A 22,444-nucleotide genomic window follows, 5' to 3' on the forward strand; every position below is an offset into this window, starting at 1 on the left:
CTGCAGGCGGAGAGGCACGCTAAGGTCAGCGCGCCTATTGCGAACTTCACGGAGTTCAGAAGATGCATGTTCCGACGCCTAACGCCAGAGTTAAGCCGCGCCGCGGAGCGGCGTCGGCTTGAATGACTTGTTAGGCCTTAGCGCCCTAACCGGAGCCCAGAAACTGCGGCCGGCTGCAGTGCCATGACCTAACCCCAGGCGGAAATGTATCAGCTCGCCGGGCCTGGCGCCGCCGGAGACGGGGGCCCGACCGAAGCGGGAGAAATGCCGCTGGCAATGACCGAGGATGGGGGCGTTGTGCGCACCACCGAAGCACATAGCCGGACGCGTACCCGCTGCCAGAGCATGTCGATTCCGGACCGGCCGCAACGCTGCGACTACAGGCCTAACGCCTGAGTTAAGCCGACACCAAGCGCGTAGCGATTGGTGTTCGGCTTGAATGACTTGTTAGGCCTAGCGCCGTGACCGGAGCCGAGAACTGCAGCCGACCATGCCCTGGGCCTTCCCCGGACCGAAATGTAGCAGCTTGCGGCGGCCTGTGAACCAGGCCCCTCCCCTGCCCGAACGCGGAATGCAAGAGGATCGACCGGGCCACCGAAGTCACGCGCGACGCGACAGAGTCCATGTGGCTCTACACCCTTACGGCTGCACAGCGGCGACAAGAGGCCTAACGCCTGAGTTAAGCCGAGCCGCGAAGCGGCTTCGGCTTGAATGAATTGTTAGGGGCGCGCCTAGTCACCGACAAACCAAATGTAGGTATGCGACCGGACGGCGCCCTCAAGCAGGTCCACGATAGCTTGAAGGTGTGTGTGGGCCCGTGCGTTGGAAACGGCAGGCAGCAGCTCACGCATCTCAGTTACCAGAAGCGGGCGCTGTAGCTGATTGAAACAGGCATCTCCGGCGGGATCTATGAAGCGCAAGCAAGTGCTGCCGGATTGGCGATAGAACTGGTGGCTCAGATCGCTCAGCACACCGTTGTCCTCGACTGTGCCGAGGACCTCCCCGCGCTCATCTTTCCAGTAGACGTCAATCCCCATTTGCGCCCCTAACGCCTGAATTAAGCCGAGCCGCGAAGCGGCTTCGGCTTGAATGAATTGTTAGCGCCCATTGGTGCGGTTGACCATGAGCGCGTAAACGAAGGTCACTGGCCAGGCAAAGAAGCACGCCAGAAGCCAAAACCAACTACCGGCAAGGTACGCACGACGCATTGCCACGGCCATGGCCCCGAAAACGGACAGCGGCACCGCCAAGCAAAAGGCTTTCTCGGCAAGGCTCATCTCGTCGCCGGAGAGTCCGCCGTCAGCCATGCGAGGTTGCCCAGAAATGAGCCATAGGTAGGCAGCCGCAGCGAGCAGAAGCAAAAGAGCCAGATAAGGGATCGCGTTATCTCTAGTCATGGGGGCGCTAACGCCTGAATTAAGCCGAGCCGCGAAGCGGCTTCGGCTTGAATGAACTGTTAGGCGCCACCCTACGGCCCGAAGCCAGCAGGAAGCAACTGGACGTCAGTTGCCATGCAAATGCCATTGCCGCCCGAAAGCGGACGTACGCCCAAGATGGTGCCGTGAGGTGCTGTCTCTGCCTGGACGATCACGACAGGTTGTTCAGAGCCATCCTCAAGCGACTGCATAGCGCAGCAAGGCAATGTCATTGGAGCGGCGGCTGACTCGCCCGCGACGTAGAAGACTGCAGAGCCTGCAACAACGTCAGCCTCAGTGGCCGGACGACCGACGACACATGGCGTGCTGCGCCAGTCACTTACCGAGATTGGACCCCAGAGATCGACCATGTCCGATGTGGCGCCTAACGCCTGAATTAAGCCGAGCCGCGAAGCGGCTTCGGCTTGAATGAATTGTTAGGGCGCAGACTACGGTAGTCCGCGACCGCAAGGTAAACGATTGCGCTGGCCGCAATGGCACAGGATGCCACTATCAGATAGTGATGCGGGCTGAGCCACGACAGCCCCCAGAGCGTGAAAAAGGCGATTGCCAGCAGATAGGCCAGAGCTAGCCCGGCCACGGCCAGGAGAAGCCAGTGACGTGAGCTTGGCCCCATGCGGAGAGCTCGACCAAGTGAAGACAGCCCGACAACCGCCACAAGCAGGGCGGCACCAACCACAGAAAGTTCTGCTGTTTCCGCCAGCGGGATGCCAATCGAGTCGGCATTGACGGGATAGACGCCGTTCCGCTGGTTCGTTGCGAGGACGGCTCTAACCGTGCCGTTAACCAACAGTAGCGATGCTGCAGACACCAACAGTTTGCTGATTAGCTTCATCTGCGCCCTAACGCCAGAGTTAAGCCGCGCCGCGGAGCGGCGTCGGCTTGAATGAATTGTTAGGCCGCTGCTGCACGATGTGGCTGCATCGACCCTGGACGCCAACCAAGGAGGCGGGCAGGTAGGAAAAGAATAGCCTGCAGAAGTGCGAACAATGCAGAGAACGTAATGCCTACCAAGCGGAATGGAATGGTGAGCAGCCAGGCGATTGGCCAGAGAACCAAAGCCAGCAGGGCCAGCGGCCAGCAAAGAACAAACAAGATGCACCAAGCAACAACGGCTATTAGCGCCTTCATATCTAGTCTCCCTGCGGCTCGGATCTGTGACGGAAGGGGGAACATTGCGACCCTATGGCGCTGTTGGCAACTGGCGAGCGACATACCGGCCCAAATCTCTGACGAAGCCACAAATACGCCGACGAAAGCACGGCCTAACGCCAGAGTTAAGCCGCGCCGCGGAGCGGCGTCGGCTTGAATGACTTGTTAGGCCTTAGCGCCCTAACCGGAACCCAGAAACTGCGGCCGGCTGCAGTGCCATGACCTAACCCCAGGCGGAAATGTATCAGCTCGCCGGGCCTGGCGCCGCCGGAGACGGGGGCCCGACCGAAGCGGGAGAAATGCCGCTGGCAATGACCGAGGCTGGGGGCGTTGTGCGCACCACCGAAGCACATAGCCGGACGCGTACCCGCTGCCACAGCATGTCGATTCCGGACCGGCCGCAACGCTGCGACTACAGGCCTAACGCCTGAGTTAAGCCGACACCAAGCGCGTAGCGATTGGTGTTCGGCTTGAATGACTTGTTAGGCCTTAGCGCCCAAACCGGAGCCCAGAAGCTGCGGCCGGCTGCAGTGCCATGACCTAACCCCAGGCGGAAATGTATCAGCTCGCCGGGCCTGGCGCCGCCGGAGACGGGGGCCCGACCGAAGCGGGAGAAATGCCGCTGGCAATGACCGAGGCTGGGGGCGTTGTGCGCACCACCGAAGCACATAGCCGGACGCGTACCCGCTGCCACAGCATGTCGATTCCGGACCGGCCGCAACGCTGCGACTACAGGCCTAACGCCTGAATTAAGCCGACCCGCGAAGCGGGTTCGGCTTGAATGAATTGTTAGAGCTTGGCCCGAATTGCATCGGCGACCTCCCCAGCCCCCATGTTGCTTGCTGCTAGTAGAAGTTCCTGCCAGAACTCCGGCGGAGCACTACAAGCCTCGCCAAGGCCAACCAGGTAGTCAAGTGCCAAGCCAAGCTCATTGTGATGCAGATAGTCTTCTGCCTCAGACCAAGACTGGGCCGCCTCTGCGCTTGGCAAATCCTGGGGTAAGTAGAAACGGCTAGCTGCCAGGTGGCGCAGTGACGTCGCCCAGGAAGCTCTCAACTCAGGACTCGACATTGATTGCGGCAAGCTCTAACGCCTGAGTTAAGCCGCACCGCGGAGCGGTGTCGGCTTGAATGAATTGTTAGGCATCAGCCCGGCGACCTCTGCTTGGCTTCCAGAGCGGGCGTGGCTCATAGGCGACGTAGCCCGTGCCATCGTCATAGCCAAGGACCTTGTGACCGAAACACTCAATGAAAGCCACGAGACACGATATGCCGCCATATGGATAGGCGCCTGGTTCGAACGTGAGAACGTGCCGGCCGCACCTCTCGGTGAGGCCGCCAAGCTCGTACTCACCATTCCAAATTGCCTCATACATGGATGGAAGATCCCACTGTGGACACACCATCGTGGGAGAGAGTCGAACGGCTACAGGAGTGCAATTCCAGTGAGCGTTCCATTCATCCCATTCATCAGGCGAGAACTGCGAAAAGTATGCCTGCTCTTGCGGGTTCAATAGCGCGGTCAATCTCACCTCATCGACTTCCAACTCGCTGGACTTCATAGCCCTGATGAGCGAGAGCATCTCTCCGGTTCGAAGAAGCTGCTCGGCGCCGGCTGGCGCGAATTCGATGTAACAGGACTCCACAGCGTTTCCCCTGATGCCTAACGCCTGAATTAAGCCGAGCCGCGAAGCGGCTTCGGCTTGAATGAATTGTTAGGTGCGCAGGCGGCGGCGCACGAATGCCGCGACTGCCACCAGCGAGCCAACGAGAGCAACCAAAGCTGAGTTGTAGAACACAAAAGCGAGAGCCTTGAATCCGCCATCTTTGTGCCACGCGTTAAGCGCCACTGCCGGATCATGCTTCAGATAGCGATCTGCAATTAAGCAGAAGGCGACCGTGGATACAACGACCCAAGCGGCAACCGCACCGTGCCAGAGGCGGCGACTCCTGGTCGTGGGAAGGAGACGGCCAGCCAACCTCACTACAGCCAACGCTAGGAACGGTAGGAGGAGAACTAGCAGACCCATTTCTGCACCTAACTATCTAATCGAGGACAGATTGGGGCGTAATCCCGGTGCGTATCTGTCGTGGTTAATGGTTGAACTTCAGGAATTCCCCACCCAAACAACCGCTTGTCGCCAATGTAGGCGTGTAACCCCGGTGCCTAACCTGTCGTTCCGCCAGTTCTGTTCAGGATGCCCCGATGCGACGCTATCACCGGCCTGCGAACGGGACAAGCGAAGCCACGTTGGGCGTCGGCGCGCCTGCCGGACCGCCGCGATTGCTAGATCGGGTTCGCGAGCGCGCTCGCCGCCTGGGCATGGCCAAGCGCACCGAGGAGGCCTACGTTGGCTGGGTGCGGCGGTACATCCTCGCCCATGGCAAGCGCCATCCGGACCAGATGGGTGCCAGGGAGGTCGAGCAGTTCCTCACCCTGCTGGCGGTGCGCGACAACGTGGCGCCCTCGACCCAGAACCAGGCTTTGGCGGCGCTGCTCTTCCTCTATCGCGAAGTGCTGGGGCAGTCGCTCCCCTGGATGGATGAGGTCCGTCGCGCGAAGAAGCCGCAACGGCTCCCGGTGGTGCTGTCTCGCTCCGAAGTGGCGGCCTTGCTCGGCGAAATGTCGGGCGTGCACGGTTTGATGGCATCGCTGCTCTACGGCAGCGGGCTCAGGCTCATGGAGTGCATCCGACTACGGGTCAAGGACGTCGACCTTGAGCGGCACGAACTGCTGGTGCGCCAGGGCAAGGGCGGAAAGGACCGGCGCACCATGCTGCCCCAGGCATTGGGGGCTCGCCTGCGCGTGCAGATCGACGAAGCGCGCACCCTGCACCAGCGCGACCTGGCGGCAGGTTTCGGCCAGGTCTGGATGCCCGACGCACTGGCGCGCAAGTTCCCCAACGCTGCACGGGAGTTCGGTTGGCAGTACATCTTTCCGGCGAAGACACGCAGCGTGGATCCCCGCTCGGGTGTGTTGCGCCGGCATCACCGCGACGAGAAGGGCCTGCAGCGCGCGGTCCGGGCGGCGTCACTTCGGGCCGGCACGGTCAAGCCAGCCACTTGCCACGCACTGCGCCACTCCTTCGCGACGCACCTGCTGGAGGCCGGGTACGACTTGCGCACCATCCAGGAACTGCTGGGGCACTCCGATGTACGCACCACCCAGATCTATACCCATGTGCTGAACCGCGGCGGCCGCGGCGTGCTGAGCCCGTTGGATCGCTGAAACCTGCGCGGCCTGCGCGCCTGCCGGATCCAACGCGCTCGCCTTCATCCACTCGCTGCGCGACGGCGCCTACAGTAGCGCCACGCCATGGCCCTCCGGCCCAGGCGTCCTTTACCGCAATGGAGTGATGCCATGTGGCATGACAACGCTTTCGCCCGGCGCCTGGGTCTGCAGTATCCGATCGTGCAGGGGCCGTTCGGCGGCGGGCTGTCTTCGATCGATCTGCTGGTGGCGGTTTCCGAGGCGGGCGGTCTGGGCTCGTTCGGTGCGCATCACCTCGCGCCGGAAAAGCTCGATGAACTCACCCGGCAGATCCGCGCCCGCACGCAACGACCCTTTGCACTGAACCTGTGGGTGTCGAACCAGGATCCCGGCGGCGACCGGCTCACGGCGGAGCAGTTCGCAGCCGCCATCGAACGCTTCCGCCCCTATTACGATGCGCTCGGCATGACCCCGCCGCCGATGCCCGAGCGCTATGGACAGCGCTTCGATGACCAGGTGCAGGCCATGCTCGATGCACGGCCGCCGGTGATGAGTTTCGTGTTCGGGATTCCGTCCGCTGCCATCCTCTCGGAATGCCGACGTCGCGAGATCGCCACCATGGGCACCGTTACCACGATCGACGAAGCGATCGCGATGGATCAGGCCGGCGTGGATGTCATCGTCGCCACCGGCTTCGAAGCCGGTGGACACCGCGTGTCGTTCCTGCGCCCGGCCGAGGAGTCGTTGACGGGCACGCTCGCGCTGATTCCGCAGGTGGTCGATCGCGTGTCGACGCCGGTGATTGCGGCGGGCGGCATCGCCGACGGGCGTGGCGTTGCTGCGGCGCTGACGCTCGGTGCGCAGGGCGTGCAGATCGGCACGGCGTTCCTGGCGTGCGAGGAGTCCGGCACGAACGCGCTGCACCGCGAGATGCTGTTCAGCGATGACGCGAAGTACACGGCGCTCACGCGCGCATTCAGCGGGCGCCTCGCGCGCGGCATCCGCAATCGCTTCGTCGAAGAGTGGGAAGGAAGTTCACCGTTGCCCTACCCGATCCAGAACTGGTTCACCGGGACGTTCAAGGCGACGGCGGCGGCGCAGGGTCGCGGCGACATGATTTCGCTTTGGGCGGGACAGGGCGCGCCGCTGTTGAAGCATCGACGCGCGCGCGAGCTGTTCGATGCGCTGGTCGCTCAGACGGGGGCGTTGTTGCGTTGACGCTTGCAGGCGTTGACCCGGGTGCGGCCGTTGGCCTTACCCGGGCTACGCCCTCACCCCAACTCCTCTCACGCACGCGGGAGAGGAGCGTTCTAGGCAATTACTCGCCGATGTGCTGCTTCAGCCAGGCATTGACCGTGTCATGCCACTGCACGGAGTTCTGCGGCTTGAGCACCCAGTGGTTCTCGTCCGGGAAGTACAGGAACTTCGACTCGATGCCCTTGAGCTGCAGCGTGGTGAAGGCACCGATGCCCTGCTCCACCGGGATGCGGAAGTCGAGCTGGCCGTGCACGACCAGCATCGGCACGCGCCAGTCCTTGACGTGGTTGACCGGGTTGAACTTCTCGTAGTTGGCGGCCTTGTCGATCGCGGTGCCGCCCTGCTCCCACTCGGTGAACCACAGCTCTTCGGTGGCGAAGCCCATCATGCGCTGGTCGAACACGCCGTCGTGGTTGACCAGGCACTTCCACGGCTGGTTCCAGTTGCCGGCGATCCAGTTGACCATGAAGCCGCCGTAGCTGGCGCCCAGCGCGCAGGCCTTGTCGCCGTTGAGGAAGCCGTACTTCTGCTGCGCCGCGGCCCAGCCCTTCTGCAGGTCTTCCAGCGGACGGTCGCCCCAGTGCTGGCTGATCGCGTCGGTGAAGGCCTGGCCGTAGCCGGTGGAACCGTGGAAGTCGATCATGACCACCGCGTAGCCCTGGCCCGCGTACGTCTGCGGGTTCCAGCGGTAGCTCCAGCCGTTGCCGAAGCTGCCCTGGGGGCCGCCGTGGATCAGGAACGCCACCGGGTACTTCTTGCCCTCGACGTAGTTCCACGGCTTGACCACGTAGCCGTGCACGGTGTCGCCGTTCCAGCCCTTGAAGTTGAACTGCTCGAAGTCGCCGAATGCAACGTCCTTGAGCGTTTCGCCGGTGGTCGCGGTGATCGCGCGCAGCGGCGCAGTTGCATCGCTGCTGGTGGTGTAGAGCACGTCGCCGCTCTTGAGCGAGTTGCGCGTCAGCGCCAGGGTCGGGCCGGCCAGGTCGATGGCCGACACGCTGCCCCCGCCGACCAGCTTGCTGGCCTTGCCGCTGGCGATGTCGACGGCGAAGAGCGGGTGCTCGCCCAGGTCGGTCGCGGTGGTGTAGATGCTCTTGCCGTCCGCCGACAGGGTGATGCCGTCCGCCGAGCGATCCCACTGCGGTGCGATCTCGCGACGCTGGCCGCTGGCCAGGTCGAGCGAGATCAGAGCGAAGCGGTCTGCCTCGAAGCCCGGACGCTTCATCGCGCGGTAGTACAGGGTCTTGCCGTCGGCGCTGAAGGTGGCGCCGGTGTCCCAGGCGGGATTGGCAGCGGTCAGGTTCTTCGCCGCGCCGGTGCCGTCGGCACTGACCTGGTAGAGGTCGAAGTTGGTCGAGGTCGGTTCCTTGGCGTCGGCGATGCGTGCGCTGAACACCAGGCTCTGGCCGTCGGGCGCCCAGGTGTACTCGCCGCTGTCACCGAACGGACGCGAGGGCACGTCGCCGATCACCTCGCCGCTGACCAGCGTCGCCGTCGTCGCCGGCTTGTCGGCCAGCGCGGTCACGAACAGGCGATTGAGGCGGCCGTCGTTCCACGCATCCCAGTGACGGATGAAGATGCGGTCGAACAGCATGCCGCTGTTCTTCTGCTTGCCCTTGTCGTCCAGGCGCTTCTGCGAGCAGGCGAAATCGCCCTTGCAGTCGGCGAACACTTCGGCGTTGAAGGCGATGCGCTTGCCGTCGGGCGAGAGCTTGTAGCCGCCGACGTCGGTGTTGAACGCGGTCAGCTGCTTCGGCGTGCCGCCGCTGGCCGCGATCGAGTACAGCTGCGAGCTGCCCGACTTGGCGCTGAGGAAGTAGACGGTCTTGCCGTCCGCCGAGAAGCTCGGCGAATTGACGTTCCAGCCCTCCGGCGTCAGTCGCACCGGCGGCGCGGCATCGCGCGCGAACAGATCCTCGATCCACAGCGACGATGCGCCCTTGTTGGCGGCGAAATCGACCACGCGCTTGGCGAACACGACGCGGCGACCGTCGGGCGACAGCGTCGGCGACGACACGCGGTCGAGGGTGGCCATGTCACGGACCTCGAAGCCACGCGGGGCGGCCGGGGCGGCCGAGACGGAAAGGGGGGACAGCGCGGCCGCCAGCATCAGCGGCAAAAGGGCGCGGCGAAACGTCATGACGGCTCCAGCGGGTACAAAGCCCCGGATACAAAGACCGTCGATGTTAGGCGTCCGTGACGGCGGCCGCAAAGGTCAAAGCGCCCGCCGTCATTGCCGGGTTTGCCGGCTTGGGCCGGCCCTCCCCGTTCAGCCGCTCCGTCAGGCAGCCGCAGCCTTGGCGCTGACCCGCTCGGCCCAGCGGTACAGCACGAACACGACCGCGACGAATGCCGCGCCGCCGATCCACACCGCCGGGCCGGCAAAGCCGTCGCCGACCAGGCCGAGCGGGAAGTCCTCGCCGGAGAACGCCACGATCGCTGCGATCGCCACGCCGATCAGGCCTTCGCCGACGATCATGCCCGAGGCCAGCAGCACGCCCATCTGCTTGGTCGATTCCGGCTTGGCGCTGCGCTCGGCACGGCGGTCGTAGAGCCAGCCGATGATCGCGCCCACCACCACCATCAGCGTGGCCGAGGTCGGCAGGTAGATGCCCAGGCCAACGGCCAGCGGCGACAGGTGCGCCGACTTGGTCGTGCGGCGCAGCACCATGTCGACGACGATCAGGCCGGCGCCGATGTAGGCGCCGATGCGGATCAGGCTCCAGTCGATGTTGCCCAGGATCACGCCCTGCGCCAGCGCCGAAATCAGGCCGGCCTGCGGCGCGGCCAGCGCGCGGCCGGGAACGGCACCCGGCGCACCGGTGAAGCCGTAAGCCTGGTTGAGCAGGTCGAGGATCGGCGGAATGATCGCCGCGCCGGCAAGCACGCCGACCACCAGCGCCCACTGCTGCTTGGACGGCGTCGCGTCCACCAATTGGCCGGTCTTGAGGTCCTGCAGGTTGTTGTTGGCAATCGTCGCCACCGCAAACACCACCGCGGTGACGAACAGTGCGAATGCGACCAGCCCCTTCTCGTTGCCCGGTGCCAGCAGCGGCTTGATACCGAAGACCAGCAGCAGCGCCGCGCCGATCACCACCAGGATGCCGATGCCCGACAGCGGGCTGTTGGACGAGCCGATCAGGCCGGCCATGTAGCCGCACACCGCCGACACCAGGAAGCTCATCACCACGACATAGAGCAGCCCGCCGATCACCAGCTTCCACATGTGCTCGCCCAGGCCGCTGCCGAGGGCGAAGTGCCCCAGCAGGAAGGCGATCGGGATGAAGCAGGCCACGGAAATCATGCCAACCACGCCGATCGGGATGTCCTGTTCCTGGCGCGGCAGCGAACCGGCCTGGCCGGCCTTGCGCACGCGCGAGGCGGCCATCGCCGAGGCCAGGCCGCTGGCGACCGGCTTGACCAGCTTGGCCAGCGTCCAGATCGCGGCAACACCAATCGTGCCGGCACCGATGAAGCGTACGTAAGTCGCCCAGGTCTGCTGGCCGAGATCGGCCGCGGGGCCTGCCGTGGCGGCCAGTGCCGAGTAGTGCGGTACCGCCCAGCCCCAGGCGATCAGCGCGCCCACGCCCATCGCCACGCCGACCCACAGGCCGACCAGGTGGCCGACCGCGAGCAGCGCCATCGACAGGGTGAAATCGAATCCGGTCACGCCACCGCGGTCACCGCCGAGGCGGAAGTACGCGCCAACGTTCGAACCAAAGATCCGGGTGGCGACGATCAGCGAGAACGCCGCGGCCACGACCGAACCCCACACCACCGCCAGCAGGCCGTAGCGGCTTTCCTCAACGCCGGAGGCAGTGGACGTGTCGCCGCCGCTGCCCACCTTCAGCACCTCGGCGCAGGCCACGCCTTCCGGATACGGCAGGTCGGAATTGGTCACCAGCGCGCGCCGCAGCGGTATCGAATACATCACGCCGAGGATGCCGCCCAGGGCGCAGATCGCGAACGACTCCCAGTAGGGGAAGCCGGTCCACCAGCCGATCATCACCAGGCCCGGCAGGACGAAGATGATCGACGACAGCGTGCCCGCCGACGAGGCGACGGTCTGCACGATGTTGTTTTCCTGGATCGTGGAGTCCTTGAAGTTGCGCAGCAGGGCCATCGAGATCACCGCCGCCGGAATCGAGGTGGCGAAGGTCAGACCGGCCTTGAGGCCGAAGAACACGTTGGCCGCGGTGAACAGCAGCGTGATGACGACGCCGAGGATGAGGCTGCGCACGGTCAGTTCGGTGCGCGGTGCGGTGTCGGACAGGCTGGTGCTGGTCACTGGATCGGGCCCCTGGCTCAAGTTCGGGCGAGTATTGCAGACCGGCTACTGCGACGTACATCGCCCCCTGCCCGCGCCGGAGGGTGCGCGCAGGGCCGTTCCAGGCCCTAGAATTCGGCGACGTCAGTCACGGATCGCCCATGTCCACCATCGCAGCCCCGGCCGTCCCCGGCGACGTCGTCATCCGCGACGCCCGCGATGAGCTCTTCGGCCACCCCAAGGGCGTCTACGTCTGTTTCTTCACCGAGATGTGGGAGCGGTTCTCCTTCTACGGCATGAAGGCGCTGCTGCTGCTGTACCTGCTGCAGCACCACAAGTTCGGCGACCGCTCCGGCCTGGACGTGCTCGGTGCCTACGGCGGCCTGGTCTACTGTCTGCCGGTGGTGGGCGGGTTGCTGGCCGACCGCTACCTGGGCATGCGCAAGGCGGTGGTGTTCGGCGGCCTGCTGCTGGTCGCCGGCCACCTGGGCATGGCGGTGGAAGGCCATGCCGCGCAGATCACCCATGGCGTGGTGGTGCGCGATGAAGCCTCGCTGCGGGTGTTCTACCTGTCGCTGTCGCTGATCATCCTCGGCGTGGGCTTCCTCAAGCCCAACATCTCCACGATCGTCGGGCGCCTGTATCCCGACAACGACCCGCGCCGCGACTCGGGCTTCTCGCTGTTCTACGCAGGCATCAACCTGGGCGCGCTGTTCGCCTCGCTGGTGTGCGGCTACCTCGGCCAGACGCTCGGCTGGAGCTGGGGCTTCGGCGCGGCCGGCATCGGCATGCTGCTGGGCCTGGGGCAATTCCTTTGGGGCCAGAAGTACCTGCACGGGCATGCCGAACCGCCGGATCCGGCACGCCTGCGCGAGCGCGTGTTGGGCGTGCCGCGCGAGTGGGCAATCTATCTGGGGACGATGCTCGGCCTGGTGCCGATCGCCGCGCTCATGTGGGCCGTGGCCAACGGCCGCTTCGCCCTCGGCGGCGAGATCTCGCTGGCGCTGCTGCTGATGCTGCTGGTGATGCTGGCTGTGCTGGCCTGGTTCGCCTGGTTCGTCACCGCCCGCTGCACGCCGGTGCAACGCCAGCAGATGATCTCGCTGCTGGCGATGATCTTCATGTGCCTGGTGTTCTTCACCCTGTACGAGCAGACGTACGGCTCGTGGGTCACCTTCACCGATCGCATGCTGACCAAGGACGTGGCGCCATCGCTGGTGATCCGTGAAGGCACGCCGTGGCCGTGGTCGACGATCTCGCTGCTGCTGGCGCCGCTGGCGTTCATGGTTTCGGCGGCGCTGTCGGACCGCCATCCCGAGTCGCGCATGCCCAAGCTGCTGTTCGCCGGCGCGGTGCTGGTGATGCTGGTGTTCCTGCTGCGCGACTGCCTGGTGCTGCCGCAGACCGCCGGCTCGCTGACCTACCTGGGGGCGCTGTTCCTGGTGCTGCTGGCGCCGCTGTTCGGCCGCCTGTGGGACGTGCTCGACCGCCGCGGCATGGACCCGTCCAAGCCGGTGAAGTCGGCCTTCGGCCTGTTGTTCGCCGGACTGAGCTTCATCCCGCTGGCATTGGCCGCGCAGCATGCCGGCGTCACCGGCGAAGTGGCCAGCGTGTGGTGGCTGGTGCTGGCCTACCTGGTGCTGGAGATCGGCGAGATGTGCCTGGCGCCGGTCGGCCTGGCGGCGGTGACGCAGTTGTCGGTCAAGAGCGTGGTCAGCCTGATGATGGGCACCTGGTTCCTGGCCACCGCGTTCTCCGAAACCCTGGCCGCGCTGTTCGGCAAGCTCGCCGCGATTGATATCCCCGAAGGCACCACGCTCGACTTCGCCGTCGCCGGCAGCAAGTACGCCAGCCTGTTCTGGCTGATGATGTGGATCGGTATCGGCTGGGCCGTGGTGGCGCTGATCGCGTCGCCGGTGCTGCGACGGATGATGCATGGAGTGAAGTAGCGGCTGCCCTGCAGGCAAAAAAAGGGGCTGCAATGCAGCCCCTTTCAATCAACGGTCTACTTCGCCGACTTTGGCGCACTCGTGCCGGTCGTCGCCACCGCGCCGCCGAGGCTGCGCGACAGGAACGCCAGCAGGCGGGTATAGAACTCGCGCTCGTGCTCTTCGAGGTAGAAGCCGTGGCCTTCGGTGTCGTAGTAGAGCGTCTCGACCGGCACGCCGGCCTTGCGCAGCGCCTGCTCCATCATCCTGCTGTGCTCGATCGGCGCACGCTCGTCCTCGCCACCGGCCGCCAGGAACACCGGCACCTTGATGCGATCGGCCATGCGGTTGGGTGACACGGCAGCGACATCTTCGCGGCTGCCCACCCATTCCTTCAAGAAGGTCTCACCGGAACCGCGCTCCTGGACATCGCCGTCGGTGTGCAACGTCGGCAGGTCGTAGATACCCACGTAGCCGGCCGCACAACGGTACAGCGCAGGTTCCTTGGCCGCGCCCATCAACGAGGCGTAGGCGCCGTAGCTGGCGCCGTAGAGACAGATCTTCTGCCCGTCGGCAATGCCCTCCTTGATGGCCCAGTGGGTCGCATCGGTCAGGTCGTCCTGCATCGTGCCGCCATACTGCTTCGCACCAGCCAGGCTGAACGAGCGACCGTAGCCGGGCGAACCGCGGAAATTCACCTGCAGCACGGCATAGCCGGCATTGGCCAGGATCTGCACATCCGTACTGAAACCCCACACGTCGCGGACCTGGAACGGGCCGCCATGCGGCATCACCACCATCGGCAGCCCCTTGCCGGTCGAGCCATTGGGCACGGTCAGGTAGCCATGCAGCGGCAGGCCGTCGCGCGCCGTGAGCTGGATCGGCTTCATCGCCGCCATGTCTTCGGGGGCGAACCAGTCGCGCCGGCTGACCAGGTGGCTGGCCTTCTTGGCAACCGTGTCGAAGATGTAGAAATCGCCCGGATTGCGATCGCTCTGCACCTGCACCAGCGCCAGGTGGCCGTCGGTGGTCTGCGAGGCGATCCGCACGGGTTCGCCAAAGGCCGCTTCCAGGCTGCGGTACAGCCTCGCCTCCGGCGCGGCCGGGTCGAAGAACTCCGCCCGCGGCTTGCCGTCCATCACGATCGCGCCGATCGGAGTCCTGGTGCCGTTGCGGTAGATGATTTCACTTGGGTCCGTGTCGTCGTCGCGCAGCACCTGCTTGCGCTGCTTGCTGGCGATGTCGTACGCCTCGATCGAATCGGGGCCCTGGCCGTGCTCGACCTTCAGGTAAGCCACCTTGTCGTCGGCCGAGAAGCCGAGCGCCTCTTCGACGAGGTGGCTTTCGGCCTCGTCGTTGATCAGCTGCCATTGCGCACCATCGCCTTCGCGGTAGTACAGCTTGTTGGCATTGTCGGTGCCGCTTCCCAGTGCGAAGCGGACGACGCCCTGGTTGTCGGTGACAAAGCTGGCATTGCGCACCGGAGCGCGCGCAAGTTGGGTGCGTCGTCCGGTATAGACATCGAGCATGTCGGCTCGCGTAAATGGATCGGCGGAAAACGGCGAGATCGAGACGACGACGGATTTGTCGTTGCCCGCAAGCTCGTCAACCAGATCCGCGGCCACCTTCTCGACCTTCTTGGGCTGGATCTTGGTGCCCGGACCGCCACCGAGCATGCGTTGGCCCACCAGGAACTCCGGCTTTCCGCCATCGGCATTGATGGCGTACAGCTCGCCCGTCGCCTGCGGCTGGTCCAGTGCGCCGATCTTCTCGGCCATGCTGATGACGACGCGTTCCGGGTTGACCCACCAGAAGTTGTCGACATGCGTGTTGTTGCCGAGCCTGAAGTTTGCCGTCAGCGCGTTGTCGGAGCGGCGCATGATCGCCAGGGCAGTGCGGTCTTCCAGCACCACCGTCGCCGCGTAGTAGTCGCCGTTGGGCGACAGCTTGATGTCGCGGAAGGCTTCCTTCTTGACGAACGCACGAACGTCCACCGCCTGTGCGAGGGCAGGCGTCAGCATCAGCGCCGCCATGACGGCAGCGACGCACTTGATCTTGTTCATTACTTCCCCTTGGTGATCCGCACCGGGCCCCTCCCCGGCGTTCGCCGCAAGCCTACCTCAGGCCCGACCGGGGCTGCCATGCGAATTCAGCTCAGACGTGCGCCGGCCAGGGTGGTGCCGAGGGCGTCCCGCCAGTCCGGCAGGGCAATGCCGTGCTCCGACTGCAGGCGACGGGTGTCGAGCACCGAATAGGCGGGCCGCCGGGCGCGCGTGGGGTAATCGGAAGTTGCGATGGCGGTCACACGTGGCGCACGTTCGATGAGACCGGCGGGGACCGCCCCGGCGAAGATCGCCTCGGCGAACCCGTGCCAGCTGGTTTCACCGCCGGCCACCAGGTGCATCACGCCGGACCTGTCGAAGCCGTTGCGCAGGAGTTCCGCGGTCACGTCCGCGATCAGCCAGGCCGGCGTCGGCGTGCCGCGCTGGTCGGCGACCACGCGCAACTCATCGCGCTCGGCGCCGACACGCAGCATCGTGCGCAGGAAGTTGGCGCCGTACAGGCCGTACACCCAGGCCGTACGAAGGATCAGATGACGCACGCCGCTTGCGGCGATCGCCTCCTCGCCGGCCAGCTTGCTCTGGCCATAGACACCAATGGGAGCGGTGGCGTCGTCCTCGCGGTAGGGGCGGCTGCCCTGCCCGTCGAAGACGTAGTCGGTCGAGTAGTGCACCAGGGCGATGTCACGCGCGGCACATTCCACGGCGAGCCGCCCCGGACCTGCGGCGTTGGCACGGAAAGCCGCTTCGGCATCGTCCTCGGCCCGGTCGACGGCAGTGTAGGCCGCGGCATTGACGACAACATCCGGCCGAACGCGATCCAGCAACGGCGCGATCGCGTCGAGGTCGGCCAGGTCGAACTGCTCGCAGGCAGCACCGTCCGCCAGCTGGCCACTGCGCGTGGTTGCGACGACCTCGCCCAGCGTGGCCAGGCTGCGCAGCAACGCGTGCCCGACCTGACCATTCGCGCCAGGCACCAGCACCTTCATGGCACGTAGACCGGCAGGCGTTCCTGGGCAATTTCGTCGAGAAACGGAGCGCGCGCGTCCTTGTCCGACAGCGACACGTCGGTCACCGGCCAGTCGATGCCAAGGCGGGCGTCATTCCAACGAATCCCGGCGTCGGCCTGGGCGTCGTAGGTGGCCGTGCACAGATAGGTGAAGACTGCACGCTCGCTCAGGGTCACGAAGCCGTGGGCGAAGCCTTCGGGAATCCAGAAATGGCGCTTGTTCTCCGCGCTCAGCAGCACGGCCGTCCAACGTCCGAAATGCGGGGAGCCGCGACGGATATCCACCGCGACGTCCCACACTTCGCCTTCAACCACCGAGACGTACTTGCCCTGCGGATTGGGCCACTGGTAGTGCAGGCCGCGCAGCACGCCGCGACTGGACGACGACACGTTGCCCTGGACGAAGTGCGGCTGCAGGCCATGTTCGGCGAGCCTGTCGTGGTTGAACGATTCGAAGAAGAAGCCGCGGTCGTCGCCAAACACACGTGGCTCGAAAACCACGCAGCCTGGCAGATCGGTTTCGATCACTTTCACGGCACATAGCCCCGATCGGCCAGGCTAAGCAGGTACTGGCCGTAGCCGTTCTTGGCCAGCGGCCGCGCCAGTTCGTTGAGTCGCTCGGCGTCGATCCAGCCATTGTTCCAGGCGATCTCCTCCGGGCAGCACACGCGCAGGCCCTGCCGCGCTTCGATCGTCTCGATGTAGTTGGAGGCCTCGAGCAGCGATTGGTGCGTGCCGGTGTCGAGCCAGGCGTAACCGCGTCCGAGCTGCTCCAGATGCAGCGAGCCCTCCTCGAGGTAGCGGCGGTTGAGATCGGTGATCTCCAGTTCGCCGCGAGGCGACGGCTTGAGCTCGGAAGCGAAATCGCTGGCGCGGCCGTCGTAGAAATACAGACCGGTCACTGCATAGTTGGAACGCGGCTTGGCGGGCTTCTCCTCCAGACCGATCACCTTGCCGGCCTGGTCGAATTCGGCAACGCCATAACGCTCGGGATCGCGGACCCAGTAACCGAACACCGTAGCGCCCTCGTCGCGCGAGTCGGCGCGCTTGAGCATGGCCGTCAGGCCCGGGCCGTGGAAGATATTGTCACCAAGGACCAGGCAGCTCGGCTGGCCGGCGACGAAATCGCGCCCGATCAGGTAGGCCTGCGCCAGGCCATCCGGGCTCGGCTGCACGGCGTACTCGATGTTCATGCCCCACTGCGAACCGTCACCCAGCAGGGTACGGAACAGGGCCTGCTCGTGCGGCGTGTTGATGATCAACACATCACGGATGCCCGCCAGCATCAGCACGCTGAGCGGGTAATAAATCATCGGCTTGTCGTACACCGGCAACAGCTGCTTGCTGATGCCCTGCGTGATCGGATACAGCCGGGTTCCGGAACCTCCGGCGAGGATGATGCCCTTGCGGTTCATGTGCGCGCCCTCAGGCCTGTCCGATGCGTTCGAGGCGGTAGCTCCCGTCCAGCACGCGGCTGACCCACGGCTGGTTCTGCAGGTACCACTCCACGGTCTGCGCCATGCCCTGTTCGAAGGTTACGGTGGGTGCCCAGCTCAGTTCGGTCTTCAGCTTCGACGCGTCGATCGCGTAACGGCGATCGTGTCCCGGGCGATCGGCCACGAACTTGATCAGCGTTTCGCGGGCACGACCATCGGCCAGCGGCAGGCGCTCATCGAGCAGCTTGCAGATGGTCTTGACCACGACAATGTTCTCGCGCTCGGCATCGCCGCCGACGTTGTAGGTCTCGCCGACACGGCCGGCTTCCAGCACGCGGCGGATCGCCGCGCAGTGATCGGCAACAAACAGCCAGTCGCGAACATTGCGGCCGTCGCCATAGACCGGCAGTGCCTCGCCGGCGAGTGCCTTGGCAATCACCAGCGGAATGAGCTTTTCGGGAAACTGGTACGGGCCGTAGTTGTTCGAGCAGTTGGTCGTCAGGACCGGCAGGCCGTAGGTGTGATGGAAGGCGCGCACCAGGTGGTCCGACGCGGCCTTCGACGCCGAGTACGGCGAGTTCGGTGCGAACGGCGTCTCCTCGGTGAACTTGCCGGTCTCGCCGAGCGTTCCGTAGACCTCGTCGGTGGAGACGTGCAGGAAACGGAACGATGCACGAGCGGCGTCGTCGAGGGACTTCCAGTAGTCGCGCGTCTTCTCGAGCAGGCTCAGCGTGCCCACGACATTCGTCTGCACGAATGCGGCCGGGCCATCGATCGACCGGTCGACGTGGCTTTCGGCGGCAAAGTTGATGACCGCGTCGGGGCGATGCTGGCGCAGCAGGTTCTCGACCAGCCCAGCGTCGCCGATGTCGCCCTGCACGAAGACGTGGTTCGGATCGTCCTGGATGGACTTCAGCGTATCCAGGTTGCCGGCGTAGGTAAGGACATCCAGGTTGACGACCCGGATGCCCTGCCTCACTGCCTCAAGAACAAAGTTTCCGCCAATAAAACCGGCGCCGCCGGTAACAAGCCAGGTGGGCACTTACTGGAACTCCATGTCAATTTCAAGAATGTTCGTACGCAGCCATCCGACTCAGAACGGAATATCGTCGTCGGCGAAATCATCGGCGAAGTCATTGCTCTTGGCCGCCGGGGCCTCGCGACGCGGTGCGGATTCCTGGCGTGCTGCCGGCGCGCGTGCCGGACGTTCGCTGCGATCGCCACCACCGCGGAACTCGCCACGACCGGCACCACCGCCGCCGCCACCGCCCTCACCGCGGCCGCCGAGCATCTGCATCTCGTCGGCGATGATGTCGGTGGAATAGCGCTCGACGCCGTCCTGGCCGGTGTACTTGTCGTAACGGATCGAGCCTTCGACGTAGACCTGGCTACCCTTGCGCAGGTACTCGCCGGCGATCTCGCCGAGCTTGCCGAAGAAGGTCACCCGGTGCCACTCGGTGCGTTCCTGGGTGTTGCCCTCACGGTCCTTGCGCACGCTGGTGGTGGCCAGGCGGGCCTTGGTCACGGCCATGCCGCCCTGGGTGTACTTGGTTTCCGGATCGTCACCGAGATTGCCGACCAGGATCACCTTGTTTATGCCACGTGCCATGGGTATGCGTGCCCCCTCGTATGGTTATTCAATAGTTTGCGCCGGCTGCCGCCACCCCCGGGGGGTCGGGCGCTGCCGGATCGAAGACCATCATAGCAGTCCGCCCAGACCGCCCCGGACGCCCGGAGCGGCTGTCAGGGCCAGGGACTGCCGCTGCGCCCGCAGGGACTCAACGCCGGGCCGCCCTCAGTGCTCCGAAACGCCGCCGCAGCGGATCCGGGCATGGGTGTGCTGGAGGAATCCCAGCAGCATGCCTTCGCGGCATTCCATCAGCGACCGGCCGCTGCGCCTGGAGTACTTCCAGCAGGCATGGCTGAAAAGGTCGGCCAGCAGGACGCCGAAATCCTCTGCTTCGCCTTCGACGTCGGGACGCAGGTTCATCGAGAGGCGGCCGTTTGCCACCCATAACCGGAGGATTTCGAACGCGGCGGGATCTGCCTCGACACCCGGCGGCGTGGCCAGCGCTTCGGCGCCCAGCACCTTGCCCGCTGCGGTGATCTTCCTGCCCTCTTCCATGACTGCCTCACGCGTCGAAAAGATCGCCGTCCTCGGGGTCCGGGCGGCCGGCACCCTGCCGGCACCGTCCTTCGGAGTCATCCGCAGCACCCGTTACGGTCCACGGCCCGATTGAAGTGCCCCGCCCTGGCCACCCCTCGAGCGGACCACCTGGTGCTGGAGGTCCCGGGAAATCAGGCTGAGCACGCCGTCCATGGCATCGTCCGCCAGGTGGCGTGTATTGCTGCCCTGCACGTCCGCAGCCAGGTACTGGACGATCGCGTGCGCCATCAGCTGGAACAGGGCATCGCCGGCGTCGCCGTCGCGAATGGCAACTTCGCGCAGGCTGTCGGCAACCAGATCGACAAACCGCCGGCCGGGCCACGTCGGCAACACGACCGGGGGAGCTGTACCCTGCAGCCGCGCGCCGCGCGCATGCAGGCCGGCACGCGTGTCGCAATGGAGTTCTTGCATCTCGAGACCTCGCCGGATCCGGCCAGCGGAGCGACCGCAACCGCGCGCTCCAGGAGGGGCCAGCTTGGCCACGCGGTTTGCGGCCGGACATCAGAATCGTCTGAATATCCGCGGGGGCGGGCGGAGGCATCGCAGTGGACGTGCCCGCCCCAACCCGGCACGACGGCAAAGGCGCACCCGCGACCACGGACTTTCTGAGCTGCCGCTTATAATCCCAGCCCCAACCGATACGGTCCCCCCATGCACCCCAGCCCCACGCTCCTGGCCGTCCCCGACCTGGTCGCCATCCAGGCCCTGGCCCGCGAGGACATGGCGGCCGTCGACGCGCTGATCCGGCGCCGGCTCGCCTCGGACGTGGTCCTGATCAACCAGGTCGCCGAGTACATCGTCGGTGCCGGCGGCAAGCGCCTGCGTCCGATGCTGCTGCTGCTCGCCACCGGTGCGCTGGGCGGCCGCAACGGCCAGGGCATCGGTGCCGATGCCCACCAGCTGGCGGCCGTGGTCGAGTTCATCCACACCGCGACCCTCCTCCACGACGACGTGGTCGACGAGTCGGACCTGCGGCGCGGTCGCCGCACCGCCAACGCCGTGTGGGGCAACGCCGCCAGTGTGCTGGTCGGCGACTTCCTGTATTCGCGCAGCTTCCAGCTGATGGTCGAGCTCGAGCTCATGCCGGTCATGCAGATCCTCGCCGACACCACCAACCGCATCGCCGAAGGCGAAGTGCTGCAGCTGCTGCACGTGCGCAACCCCGACACCGACGAGGCGGCCTACCTGCGCGTGATTGAGCGCAAGACCGCCGTGCTGTTCGCCGCAGCCACGCGCCTGGGCGCCCTGCTCTGCGACGCCGACGCCGCGACCTGCGATGCCCTGCACGACTACGGCCTCAACCTGGGCTACGCCTTCCAGATCGCCGATGACGTGCTCGATTACGCCTCCGATGCGCAGACGCTCGGCAAGAACCTCGGCGACGACCTGGCCGAAGGCAAGGCGACGCTGCCGCTGATCCACGCCATCGCCCACAGCAACGACGCCACCCGTGCCGTGCTGCGCGCGGCCATCGAGCAGGGCGACACGGACGCATTGCCGCAGGTGCTGGCGGCAATCCACGCCAGCGGCGGACTCGACTACAGCCGTCGCCGCGCCGCCGAGTATGCGCAGGCCGCCGAGCGCGCGCTCGACGGCCTGGACGACAACGACTACACGGCTGCCCTGCGCGGGCTCGCCCGGTACGCGGTCAGCCGCGACCACTGACCGCGCGCGACGTCATTTCGCGGCGAAACGCTCGCGGAAGAAGTCGAACATCATTTCGTAGGCGCGCTTGGCCGCGCGCTCGTTGTAGGCGCAGCCCGGCGGATTGTTCGCTTCGGGCTCGGCAAAGCAGTGCACCGCGCCGCTGAAGTTGACGAACTGCCAGTCGGCCCCGGCCGCGTCCATCTCCTTCTCGAAGGCGGCGATGTCCTCGTCGGTGACGCTGCGGTCGTCGGCGCCGTTGAGCACCAGCACCGGCGTGCGCACGCCATCGTCCTTGGCCGGTGCGGCCGTCGCCAGCGCGCCGTGCAGGCTGACCACGCCAGCGAGCTGGTCGCCGCCACGCACCAGTTCAAGCGCGGTCGTTCCGCCGAAGCAGAAGCCGAGCGCGCCGATCCGGGTGGCATCCAGCGGCACCTTGCCCGCCTGCTCCTTCAACACGGCGACTGACTTCTCGGCGCGCGCGCGCAGCGTCGCGCGGTCCTCCCGCAACGGCACGGCCACCTTGCCCGCCTCTTCGTCGGTCGTCGGCCGGACCTTGCTGCCGTAGACATCGGCCACCAGCACGACGTAGTCGTCGCCGGCGATCTGCTTGGCCTTCTCGATCGCGGCGGGATTGATCCCTTTCCAGTTGGGCACCATCACCAGGCCCGGGCGCTTGATCGCGTTGGTGCCGTCGTAGACAAGCACACCGGTGAACGTGTCCTTGCCGATGGTCCAGTCGACCGGCTTTTCGACCATGGCCGCCATCGCGGGCAGCGTGCACAGCGACAGGATGGCAGCGAGCATCAGGCGTTGCATCTGGACTCTCCCCTTGCGTTGGCCGGATCAGTGGAGACTGCCGCGCGAGCCTACCCCGC

19 protein-coding genes are annotated in these 22,444 nt (G+C 65.7%); 4 read left to right on the top strand and 15 right to left on the bottom strand.

Annotated features, from left to right (window positions below; genetic code table 11):
- Positions 1-731: 731 nt before the first annotated feature.
- The 4 genes from MNR01_RS06485 to MNR01_RS06500 form a co-directional block, all read right to left on the bottom strand.
- Positions 732-1,037: a hypothetical protein gene (locus MNR01_RS06485; protein ID WP_241920105.1), complete on the bottom strand. Its 306-nt coding sequence runs from the start codon at positions 1,035-1,037 to the stop codon at positions 732-734.
- Positions 1,038-1,097: 60 nt separating this feature from the next.
- The gene (locus MNR01_RS06490) at positions 1,098-1,397 is read right to left on the bottom strand and encodes a hypothetical protein (RefSeq protein WP_241920106.1); all 300 of its coding nucleotides are present in this window, start codon (positions 1,395-1,397) and stop codon (positions 1,098-1,100) included.
- A 415-nt stretch (positions 1,398-1,812) separates the two neighbouring features.
- Positions 1,813-2,271: a hypothetical protein gene (locus MNR01_RS06495; protein ID WP_241920107.1), complete on the bottom strand. Its 459-nt coding sequence runs from the start codon at positions 2,269-2,271 to the stop codon at positions 1,813-1,815.
- Between the two features lie 59 nt (positions 2,272-2,330).
- Positions 2,331-2,567 (bottom strand): hypothetical protein, encoded by a 237-nt coding sequence (locus MNR01_RS06500; protein ID WP_241920108.1) that lies wholly within the window; start codon positions 2,565-2,567, stop codon positions 2,331-2,333.
- A 2,304-nt stretch (positions 2,568-4,871) separates the two neighbouring features.
- On the opposite strand from MNR01_RS06500, the gene MNR01_RS06505 reads away from it, so the two are divergent.
- The gene (locus tag MNR01_RS06505) at positions 4,872-5,816 is read left to right on the top strand and encodes an integron integrase (RefSeq protein ID WP_256451873.1); all 945 of its coding nucleotides are present in this window, start codon (positions 4,872-4,874) and stop codon (positions 5,814-5,816) included.
- Positions 5,817-5,903: 87 nt separating this feature from the next.
- Positions 5,904-7,016, top strand: coding sequence for a nitronate monooxygenase (locus MNR01_RS06510; RefSeq protein ID WP_241920110.1), 1,113 nt, complete (start codon positions 5,904-5,906; stop codon positions 7,014-7,016).
- Between the two features lie 100 nt (positions 7,017-7,116).
- Here MNR01_RS06510 and MNR01_RS06515 read toward each other — a convergent pair whose 3' ends face one another.
- Together MNR01_RS06515 and MNR01_RS06520 are read right to left on the bottom strand one after the other, a co-directional pair.
- Positions 7,117-9,195: a S9 family peptidase gene (locus MNR01_RS06515; RefSeq protein WP_241920111.1), complete on the bottom strand. Its 2,079-nt coding sequence runs from the start codon at positions 9,193-9,195 to the stop codon at positions 7,117-7,119.
- Between the two features lie 141 nt (positions 9,196-9,336).
- Entirely contained in the window at positions 9,337-11,343 is a 2,007-nt protein-coding gene (locus MNR01_RS06520) for an oligopeptide transporter, OPT family (protein ID WP_241920112.1), read from the bottom strand.
- A gap of 140 nt (positions 11,344-11,483) precedes the next feature.
- Between MNR01_RS06520 and MNR01_RS06525 the strand changes: the two genes are divergently transcribed.
- The gene (locus tag MNR01_RS06525) at positions 11,484-13,271 is read left to right on the top strand and encodes an oligopeptide:H+ symporter (protein WP_241920113.1); all 1,788 of its coding nucleotides are present in this window, start codon (positions 11,484-11,486) and stop codon (positions 13,269-13,271) included.
- 56 nt (positions 13,272-13,327) lie between these two features.
- On the opposite strand, the gene MNR01_RS06530 is transcribed toward MNR01_RS06525, so the two are convergent.
- From MNR01_RS06530 to MNR01_RS06565, 8 genes are all read right to left on the bottom strand, one after another.
- Positions 13,328-15,313, bottom strand: a complete 1,986-nt coding sequence (locus tag MNR01_RS06530) for a S9 family peptidase (RefSeq protein ID WP_241920114.1) — start codon at positions 15,311-15,313, stop codon at positions 13,328-13,330.
- Positions 15,314-15,399: 86 nt separating this feature from the next.
- The gene (rfbD, locus tag MNR01_RS06535; RefSeq protein WP_241920115.1) at positions 15,400-16,299 is read right to left on the bottom strand and encodes a dTDP-4-dehydrorhamnose reductase; all 900 of its coding nucleotides are present in this window, start codon (positions 16,297-16,299) and stop codon (positions 15,400-15,402) included.
- On the bottom strand, positions 16,296-16,853 hold the full coding sequence (gene rfbC / locus MNR01_RS06540) for a dTDP-4-dehydrorhamnose 3,5-epimerase (protein ID WP_241920116.1): 558 nt from the start codon (positions 16,851-16,853) through the stop codon (positions 16,296-16,298). Before rfbC ends, rfbD begins: the two co-directional genes overlap by 4 nt.
- On the bottom strand, positions 16,850-17,734 hold the full coding sequence (gene rfbA, locus MNR01_RS06545) for a glucose-1-phosphate thymidylyltransferase RfbA (protein WP_241920117.1): 885 nt from the start codon (positions 17,732-17,734) through the stop codon (positions 16,850-16,852). Before rfbA ends, rfbC begins: the two co-directional genes overlap by 4 nt.
- Before the next feature lie 10 nt (positions 17,735-17,744).
- Complete coding sequence (gene rfbB / locus MNR01_RS06550; RefSeq protein WP_241920118.1) at positions 17,745-18,797, bottom strand: dTDP-glucose 4,6-dehydratase; 1,053 nt, start codon at positions 18,795-18,797, stop codon at positions 17,745-17,747.
- Between the two features lie 51 nt (positions 18,798-18,848).
- Entirely contained in the window at positions 18,849-19,364 is a 516-nt protein-coding gene (gene ssb, locus MNR01_RS06555; RefSeq protein WP_241920119.1) for a single-stranded DNA-binding protein, read from the bottom strand.
- Between the two features lie 186 nt (positions 19,365-19,550).
- Complete coding sequence (locus tag MNR01_RS06560; RefSeq protein ID WP_241920120.1) at positions 19,551-19,880, bottom strand: DUF5076 domain-containing protein; 330 nt, start codon at positions 19,878-19,880, stop codon at positions 19,551-19,553.
- Positions 19,881-19,973: 93 nt separating this feature from the next.
- Positions 19,974-20,333: a hypothetical protein gene (locus tag MNR01_RS06565; RefSeq protein WP_241920121.1), complete on the bottom strand. Its 360-nt coding sequence runs from the start codon at positions 20,331-20,333 to the stop codon at positions 19,974-19,976.
- 240 nt (positions 20,334-20,573) lie between these two features.
- On the opposite strand from MNR01_RS06565, the gene MNR01_RS06570 reads away from it, so the two are divergent.
- Positions 20,574-21,587: a polyprenyl synthetase family protein gene (locus tag MNR01_RS06570; RefSeq protein WP_241920122.1), complete on the top strand. Its 1,014-nt coding sequence runs from the start codon at positions 20,574-20,576 to the stop codon at positions 21,585-21,587.
- A gap of 12 nt (positions 21,588-21,599) precedes the next feature.
- Here the strand turns inward: MNR01_RS06570 and MNR01_RS06575 are convergent, their stop codons facing one another.
- The gene (locus tag MNR01_RS06575; RefSeq protein ID WP_241920123.1) at positions 21,600-22,385 is read right to left on the bottom strand and encodes a dienelactone hydrolase family protein; all 786 of its coding nucleotides are present in this window, start codon (positions 22,383-22,385) and stop codon (positions 21,600-21,602) included.
- Between the last annotated feature and the right edge of the window lie 59 nt (positions 22,386-22,444).

The sequence above is a fragment of the Lysobacter sp. S4-A87 genome, from assembly GCF_022637455.1.
Taxonomy (GTDB): Bacteria; Pseudomonadota; Gammaproteobacteria; order Xanthomonadales; family Xanthomonadaceae; genus Lysobacter_J.

Coding starts and splice junctions, on each gene's coding strand:
- ssb (WP_241920119.1), bottom strand. CDS start 19,364: ATGGCACGTGGCATAAACAAGGTGATCCTGGTCGGCAATCTCGGTGAC.
- MNR01_RS06565 (WP_241920121.1), bottom strand. CDS start 20,333: ATGCAAGAACTCCATTGCGACACGCGTGCCGGCCTGCATGCGCGCGGC.
- MNR01_RS06490 (WP_241920106.1), bottom strand. CDS start 1,397: ATGACTAGAGATAACGCGATCCCTTATCTGGCTCTTTTGCTTCTGCTC.
- MNR01_RS06510 (WP_241920110.1), top strand. CDS start 5,904: ATGGCCCTCCGGCCCAGGCGTCCTTTACCGCAATGGAGTGATGCCATG.
- MNR01_RS06560 (WP_241920120.1), bottom strand. CDS start 19,880: ATGGAAGAGGGCAGGAAGATCACCGCAGCGGGCAAGGTGCTGGGCGCC.
- MNR01_RS06485 (WP_241920105.1), bottom strand. CDS start 1,037: ATGGGGATTGACGTCTACTGGAAAGATGAGCGCGGGGAGGTCCTCGGC.
- rfbA (WP_241920117.1), bottom strand. CDS start 17,734: ATGAACCGCAAGGGCATCATCCTCGCCGGAGGTTCCGGAACCCGGCTG.
- MNR01_RS06495 (WP_241920107.1), bottom strand. CDS start 2,271: ATGAAGCTAATCAGCAAACTGTTGGTGTCTGCAGCATCGCTACTGTTG.
- MNR01_RS06575 (WP_241920123.1), bottom strand. CDS start 22,385: ATGCAACGCCTGATGCTCGCTGCCATCCTGTCGCTGTGCACGCTGCCC.
- MNR01_RS06530 (WP_241920114.1), bottom strand. CDS start 15,313: ATGAACAAGATCAAGTGCGTCGCTGCCGTCATGGCGGCGCTGATGCTG.
- MNR01_RS06500 (WP_241920108.1), bottom strand. CDS start 2,567: ATGAAGGCGCTAATAGCCGTTGTTGCTTGGTGCATCTTGTTTGTTCTT.
- rfbD (WP_241920115.1), bottom strand. CDS start 16,299: ATGAAGGTGCTGGTGCCTGGCGCGAATGGTCAGGTCGGGCACGCGTTG.
- MNR01_RS06570 (WP_241920122.1), top strand. CDS start 20,574: ATGCACCCCAGCCCCACGCTCCTGGCCGTCCCCGACCTGGTCGCCATC.
- MNR01_RS06515 (WP_241920111.1), bottom strand. CDS start 9,195: ATGACGTTTCGCCGCGCCCTTTTGCCGCTGATGCTGGCGGCCGCGCTG.
- MNR01_RS06525 (WP_241920113.1), top strand. CDS start 11,484: ATGTCCACCATCGCAGCCCCGGCCGTCCCCGGCGACGTCGTCATCCGC.